The organism is Mycolicibacterium pyrenivorans (genome assembly GCF_025821625.1).
GTDB lineage: Bacteria > Actinomycetota > Actinomycetes > Mycobacteriales > Mycobacteriaceae > Mycobacterium > Mycobacterium pyrenivorans.
The window spans coordinates 122,864-129,769 of the sequence record NZ_JACKSH010000277.1 but is presented as its reverse complement, the minus strand read 5'-3'; the positions used below and the strand labels follow the sequence as shown (position 1 = coordinate 129,769).

Below are 6,906 nucleotides of genomic sequence, written 5' to 3'. Positions count from 1 at the left end.
CATCCCGGAACTGCCAGGTGTCGCTGCCGTCGGGGTTGTGCACCAACCGCGGCGCCTCATCCAGATACTTCTTCGCCAGGTGGTTCTTGAACATGTCCGGTGGCTCGACGATGTGATCGTCGACGCTGATCAAAATCATGTCGTCCTTGTTCATGACCGTCCCATTCCGTAGCCGCTTACCGTATGGATTACAGTTTAGCGCGGCGGACAGCCTGTGAGCGCCGGGACCGGCGTTCGGTCTGACGTCGCTCAGTTGCCGCGCTCGTAGTGCGCGCGCACCGCGTCGATCGTGTCGGCTTCGGCGGCGCTCTTGTCGTCGCGGTACCGCACCACCCGTGCGAACCGCAGCGCCATGCCACCGGGATAGCGCGACGACCTCTGCAGTCCGTCGAACGCGATCTCGACCACCTGCTCGGGCCGCACCGTCACGACGTACCCGTCGGTCGGGCCGTCGGCCAGCCCCAGGAACCGCTCGGTCTGCCAGGCCAGCATGTCGTCGGTCATGCCTTTGAACGTCTTGCCCAGCATCACGAACCCGCCGGTCGCGGGATCGCGGGCGCCGAGGTGGATGTTCGATAGCTTGCCGGTGCGCCTGCCCGACCCCCATTCGACGGCGAGAACCACGAGGTCGAGCGTGTGGACGGGCTTGACCTTGAGCCAGCCCGCGCCGCGGCGCCCGGCCTCATACGGCGCCGCGGGCGACTTCGCCATCACGCCTTCGTGCCCGGCGTCCAGCGTCACGTCGAGAAACCGTTGCGCGGCTTCGGTTTCGGAGGTGACCAGCCGATCTACCCGTTGGTGTTCGGGCACGATCGCGTCGAGTGTGGCGAGGCGCTCGCCGGTGGGCCGATCGAGCAGGTCCGCGCCGTCGGCGTGGAGCACGTCGAAGAAGAACACCGACAGCCTCTGGGATGGCGGTCCGGTGTTGCCACCGCGCCTGCCGAACCTCGACGCGGTGACCTGGAAACGGTGCGGCCGCCCATCGGGCTTCAGCGCGATCGCCTCCGCGTCGGCGATCAGGTCGGTGACCGGCAACGCGAGAGCGGCGTCGACGACCTCGGGTAGTCGTGCGGTCACGTCGTCGAGGCTGCGGGTGAAGATCGAGACCGCATCGTCGGCACGGTGGATCTGCACCCGTGCGCCGTCCAGCTTGGCCTCGAAGACGGCGGCGCCGCCGAGGCGGGTGAGCGCATCGGCTACGTCGGACGCGGTCTGGGCGAGCATCGGGCCCACCGGCCTGCCCACCCGCAGCGTGAACTGCTCGAGGGCGGATGCGCCACCGGTCAGCGCCGCTGCCGCGACGGCCGGGAGCTCCCCGCCGAGCATCGCGGCCCTGCGCACCACCGCTGCCGGGATGTCGGCGGCACGCCCCACGGCGTCGGCCATCACCCCGATCAGTGCGCCCTGGCGCAGTTCGCCGGCGAGGAGCCGCCGCAGGAACGCCTGCTCGATGTCGGTGGCCGCGGCGAAGAGCCCCGCCAGCAGTTCGGCGCGGCGAGCCTGCGAGCCCTTGCCGGACACCGCGCCGATGTCGCCCAGCGTGGCGTCGACGCCGCGCACCTCCAGGCTCGGCTCGTCGGCGGGCTCCGGCAGTGAGCGCAGCGCCGCCCATCCGACGCCGATCTGGCGTTGCGTGAGTTCCCCGGACAACCACGACACGACGACGTGGACCAGCCAGGGGTCGTCCTCGTCGCCGGCGACCCGCAGCAACTCGGCGATGCGGGCGATCTTGGCCAGGCGCGCCGAGGACGCGCCGACATCGGCGGAGGCACGGGCGACGTCTACCAGCAGCACCCGACAACCCTGACACGCGCCACCGACAAGTCGCCGGAATTGCATTCCCACAGGAAAACGTCGAGTGTGGTCCTGCTGGAATGCAATTCCGGCGGAGGGGTGCTCATCTGACGGCGAAGGTCAACGAGTGCCAGCCCGTGGCGCCGTCGGGGACCGGGTCGGCCCGCTCGGACGTCTGGGTCTGGCCGTCGTTGTCGGTGGCGCGCACCGTGATCTTGTGCAGGCCCTCCTCCTCGGCCTCCCAGTCGAAGCTCCACAGCCGCCACGTGTCGCCGGAGTAGCTGTCGCCCAGGGTGGCTCGCTGCCAGTCACCGTCATCGATCTGGACCTCGACGTCGCGGACACCGCGACGCTGCGCCCACGCCACACCGCCGAACTTGACCGGGCCCACGGGCACGTCCTGGCCGGCTCGCGGCACGTCGATGCGGGATTCCGTCTTGATCGGTCCACGCGCCGACCATCCCAGCCGCGTCCAGTACGCCTCCGCCCGGTCGAAGCGGGTGAGTTCCAGGTCGACCACCCATTTGGTGGCCGACACGTACCCGTACAACCCCGGGACGACCAGCCGGGCCGGGTATCCGTGCTCGACGGGCAGCGGCTCGCCGTTCATGCCGACCGCCAGCAGCGCGTCGTCGGCGGTGAGCGCCTCGACGGGCGTGCCCGCGGTCCACCCGTCGGTCGACATCGACAACACCATGTCGGCGTCGGATTTCACGCCTGCCTCGGCGAGGAGATCCCGAACCCGGTACCCGGTCCATGTCGCGTTCGAAATGAGCTCACCGCCAACAGGGTTGGAGACACACGTCAACGTCACGACCATCTCGACGGCGTCGAACCGGTCGAGATCCTCGAAGCGGTAGGTGACCTCGCGGTCCACCATTCCGTGGATCCGCAGCTGCCAATCGGCGCGGCTGAGTTGGGGCACGGTGAGCGCGGTGTCGATGCGGTAGAAGTCGGTGTTGGGGGTGATGAACGACGGCAGGGCAACGTCTTTCGGCTGCACCGCAGCGGGTACCGGCGGCGCGGCTTCGTCGATGCGGGGCAACGCGAACGCATCCCGATCGCCTGCCACCGAGGAGGCCAGCCGGGCGATCACCGCGCCCGCGACACCGCTGACCGCGCCAGCAGCGAGGAAACCCAGCGTCACCAGGGACAACCGTCGGCCGCGGTCGGCGGTGTCCGCACCATCGCGCCCGGACCCGGCGTCGCTGAAGCGCCCCGATATCAGCAGCCGCAACACCGCCACCCCGCACGCGGCGCCCACCACCGTCGGCACGACGTCGACCACCGTCGCGCCGGCGCGTGACAGGACCGCGGCACAGCCGGCCACGCCCGCGGCCACGATCGCGGCGCTGCCGAATGGTCTGCGGGCCGACTCGGCGATTCCCGCCACCGCGGCGACCACCGCGATGACCACGAGCACCAGCACGCTCAGCACCAGCTTGTCGGCGGTGCCGAAGGTCTCGATGGCCCATTCCTTGACCGGACCCGGGGTCAACTCGATCACCGAGGACCCGACCGCGGTGCGGACGTCGGCCTGCGGTCCGAACGCGACGGCGACCAACTGGGCGACGCCGACCGAGATGGCGGCTGCCGCGATGCCGCTCATCGCCTTGGCGCCGAGGGTGGTCATGGGAGCCAAAGTACCGCCGCAGTGAACCCGAAACCCTTACCGAAAGATGTCGTCCGCTAAGTTGCTTTACAGATTCACCTCTACTTGCAACGTTCGTCGAAAGGGAGACATATGGAGATCGAGGGCAAGAAGGCCGTCGTCGTCGGTGGCGCGTCGGGGTTCGGACGCGCGACGGCGGAGGCTCTCGCCAAGCGCGGTGCCAGCGTGGCCGTGCTTGACCGTCCGCAGTCGAACGGCAAGGAGGTGGCCGACGGCATCGGCGGCACGTTCTTCGAGGTCGACATCACCGACTTCGACGGCACCGAAGCCGTGCTGGGCAGCGCGGTCGAGGCCCTCGGCGGTCTGCACATCGCAGTGACGACCGCGGGCGGCGGGATCGCCGAGCGCACCGTGAAGAAGGACGGCCCGCACAGCCTCGAGACCTTCCGCAAGAGCATCGACCTCAACCTCATCGGCACCTTCAACATCAGCAGGCTGGCGGGCTGGCACATGAGCAAGAACGACCCCGTCGACGCGGATGCCGAGGAGCGCGGCGTCATCATCAACACGGCGTCGATCGCGGCGTTCGAGGGCCAGATCGGCCAGGTGGCATACACCGCGTCCAAGGCCGCGATCGCCGGCATGTGCCTGACGATGGCGCGTGACATGGGCAGCCTGGGCATCCGGGCGCTGGCGATCGCCCCCAGCCTGTTCGCCACCGGCCTGACCGAGGGCATCCCCGACGAGTTCGCCGCGGTCCTGACCAAGGATGCGGCGTTCCCGAAGCGGCTCGGCAAGCCCGAGGAGTACGCGAAACTGGCGGTGGCGATCGTCGAGAACCCGATGCTCAACGGCCAGTGCCTGCGATTGGACGCCGGGCAGCGATTCGCCCCCAAGTAGAGGTGACTTCGGCGTGATCGTCGCCGTGATCGTCGCCGTGAGCGCCGACGATCACGCCGAATCTCGTCAGCGCCGCTGTGCGACTTTGCCGCCGATCTTGACTTCCGCGGCTAAAGTTTGCCAATGGGAATGCGCGTGTGCGCGGCGCTCGTCGTCACCGCAGTCGTGTCCGCAGGCTGCGCAGGCCCGAACCCACAGCCGCCGGCGCCCGGGTCCAGCGCCGTACCCAAGACCGGCGTCGCGCTCCCGGACATCAGCGGCATCAAGATCCACGGCGACGAATCCGACCCGATCAACAGGATGGTCATGCAGGCCATCGCCGACCTGGAAAGCTACTGGGGCAAGCACTATCCCGAGCTCTACGAAACGGAGTTCGAGCCGATCGAGGGTGGCTACTACGCGGCCTACCCGTCCTCGGGAGAGGTGCCGCCGTGTGCCACCGACCCCAGTGACATCTCGGGCAACGCGTTCTACTGCTACACCGCGGACGTGGTGGCGTGGGACGCCGAGGGGTTGCTCCCCGAACTGTCATCCAAATACGGCGACTTCGTCATCCCGGTGGTGATGGCCCACGAGTTCGGCCACGCCATCCAGGGCCGCTCCAACTACACTGCGCGCACCGTCACCAAGGAACTGCAGGCCGACTGCTTCGCCGGTGCGTGGTCCAAACATGCACTGGACGAACGCATCTTCGACGTCAACGCCGCGCAGCTCGACAGCGCGTTGGCCGGCGTGCTCGATCTGCGGGATCAGCCGGGCACCAGCAAGATGGACCCGAACGCACACGGCAGCGGCTTCGACCGCGTCAGCGCATTCCAGGACGGATACGACAACGGGCCGGATAGTTGCAAGGACTACCGCGACGACGACCCGATGGTGCTCGCCTTGCCGTTCAACGACGCCGAGGACGAGGCCCGCGGCGGCAACATGCCCTACGACTCGGTGCTCAACACGGTGCCCTACGACCTCGAGGACTACTGGACGCAGGTGTATCCGGAGGTCGTCGAGGGGCAGCAGTGGGTCCCGGTGCGCGGACTGGAGCCGTTCGACCCCTACAACCCGCCCGACTGCGGCGGGGACAGTACCGACGGTTACGCGCTCTTCTATTGCGTCCCAGACGATTACATCGGTTGGGACAACGAGATCGCGATGCGTCAGGTGTACCGGCAGGGCGGCGACTATGCCGTCGCGACGCTGCTGGCCACGCAGTACGGACTGGCGGCGCTGGAGCGCTTGAACGACCAGTCGCAGGAGAGGACCTCGACGTTGCGAAGCGACTGTCTCGCAGGCGCTTACACCGCGAGCGTGATCCTGCACAACCGACCCGAGACCAGTACCTTCAGCATCTCTCCGGGTGACCTCGACGAGGGCATCAAGGCGCTGCTGGTGTTCTGCGGCGACGGCGATGTCGAGCGCCAGGGTGCCGGGTATGCGCGGGTGCGCGCGTTCCGGGAAGGTGTGATGAACGGCGTGGATCCCTGCCTGTCGCTCGAGCCGTGAGATTCCGCACTGCGCCGGCGGCGTGACCTGACACCATGGCGGCATGACTGTCGATGTGACCCTCAACGAGGCCGATCAGGAGGCGCTGCAGGGCTGGGTGCGCCGGACCGGTATCGGCGCGGCGGTCACCGACGTCGAACCGCTCACCGGTGGCTCGCAGAACATCGTCGTGCGATTGCGCGTCGACGGCAAGGCGATGGTGCTGCGGCGACCGCCTGCCCACCCACGGCCGACGAGCGACAACACGATGCGGCGCGAGATCGCGGTGCTGCGAACCCTCGCCGGGACCTCGGTGCCGCATCCCGGGTTCATCGCCGGCTGTGAGGACCTCGACGTACTGGGCGTGGTGTTCTATCTGATGGAGGCCGTCGACGGCTTCAACCCGGGAAACGAGGTCGACAGCGCCTACGTCGATGACCCCGACATGCGACACCGCGTCGGACTGTCGTATGCGGCCAGCCTCGCCGGGCTGGGCAACGTGGCGTGGAAGGGCAGCCCGCTGGCCGAGATCAGGCGTCCGGGTTCCTTTCTGGCGCGCCAGGTTCCGCAGTTCATGCGGTTGCTGGAAAGCTATCGTCACGCGCACTACGCGCCCGAGTCGTTCCCGTCGGTTCGGGTGCTGGCCGAATGGCTCGACAGCCACCGTCCGCCCGACGCCGAGCCCGGGGTCATGCACGGCGACTGCCACCTCAACAACGTGCTGCTCCGCCGCGAGGTCCCCGAGCTGGCCGCGTTCGTCGACTGGGAGATGTGCACCATCGGCGACCCGCTGCTCGACCTCGGGTGGATGCTGGTCTGCTGGCCCGACGGGCCCAACCCGATCGACGTCGGCGGCGCGCTGGCCGCCCTCGGTGGCCTGGCGTCACGTGCAGAGCTGCTCGACGCCTATCGGGACGCGGGTGGCCGCCGCCGGACATCCCGGCTGGACTGGTACGTCGCGATGGCCTGTTTCAAGCTGGGCATCGTCATCGAGGGCACCTGGTCGCGCTATCTCGCCGGGCAGGCGGACGCGGAGGCCGGCGAGCGGCTGCACGTGTCGGCGCAGAACCTGATGGAGCTGGGCACCCGCGTCTCCCACGGTGACAACCCGTTCGCCTGAA

Annotated in this window: 5 protein-coding genes and 1 pseudogene; 3 read left to right on the top strand and 3 right to left on the bottom strand. The window is 68.7% G+C overall.

Features of this window, described 5'->3' with window-relative positions:
- From H7I57_RS30825 to H7I57_RS30815, 3 genes and pseudogenes are all read right to left on the bottom strand, one after another.
- A pseudogene (locus tag H7I57_RS30825) lies at positions 1-154 on the bottom strand (amidohydrolase family protein); the annotation flags it as partial.
- Positions 155-249: 95 nt separating this feature from the next.
- Positions 250-1,794 carry an ATP-dependent DNA ligase gene (locus tag H7I57_RS30820; protein WP_264028331.1) on the bottom strand — a complete coding sequence of 515 codons (1,545 nt, stop codon included), beginning with the start codon at positions 1,792-1,794 and terminating at the stop codon, positions 250-252.
- Positions 1,795-1,897: 103 nt separating this feature from the next.
- Positions 1,898-3,427: a molybdopterin-dependent oxidoreductase gene (locus tag H7I57_RS30815; RefSeq protein WP_264028330.1), complete on the bottom strand. Its 1,530-nt coding sequence runs from the start codon at positions 3,425-3,427 to the stop codon at positions 1,898-1,900.
- Between the two features lie 111 nt (positions 3,428-3,538).
- On the opposite strand from H7I57_RS30815, the gene H7I57_RS30810 reads away from it, so the two are divergent.
- From H7I57_RS30810 to H7I57_RS30800, 3 genes are all read left to right on the top strand, one after another.
- A complete protein-coding gene (locus tag H7I57_RS30810; protein ID WP_264028329.1) occupies positions 3,539-4,306 on the top strand; it encodes an SDR family NAD(P)-dependent oxidoreductase in 768 nt (255 codons plus the stop codon).
- 123 nt (positions 4,307-4,429) lie between these two features.
- Positions 4,430-5,806, top strand: coding sequence for a neutral zinc metallopeptidase (locus H7I57_RS30805; RefSeq protein ID WP_264028328.1), 1,377 nt, complete (start codon positions 4,430-4,432; stop codon positions 5,804-5,806).
- A 43-nt stretch (positions 5,807-5,849) separates the two neighbouring features.
- On the top strand, positions 5,850-6,905 hold the full coding sequence (locus H7I57_RS30800; protein WP_264028327.1) for a phosphotransferase family protein: 1,056 nt from the start codon (positions 5,850-5,852) through the stop codon (positions 6,903-6,905).
- Position 6,906 lies beyond the last annotated feature (1 nt).

Excerpts from the sequence above, each read along its gene's own strand:
- H7I57_RS30815 (WP_264028330.1), bottom strand. The coding sequence starts at position 3,427 with ATGACCACCCTCGGCGCCAAGGCGATGAGCGGCATCGCGGCAGCCGCC.
- H7I57_RS30810 (WP_264028329.1), top strand. The coding sequence starts at position 3,539 with ATGGAGATCGAGGGCAAGAAGGCCGTCGTCGTCGGTGGCGCGTCGGGG.
- H7I57_RS30805 (WP_264028328.1), top strand. The coding sequence starts at position 4,430 with ATGGGAATGCGCGTGTGCGCGGCGCTCGTCGTCACCGCAGTCGTGTCC.
- H7I57_RS30800 (WP_264028327.1), top strand. The coding sequence starts at position 5,850 with ATGACTGTCGATGTGACCCTCAACGAGGCCGATCAGGAGGCGCTGCAG.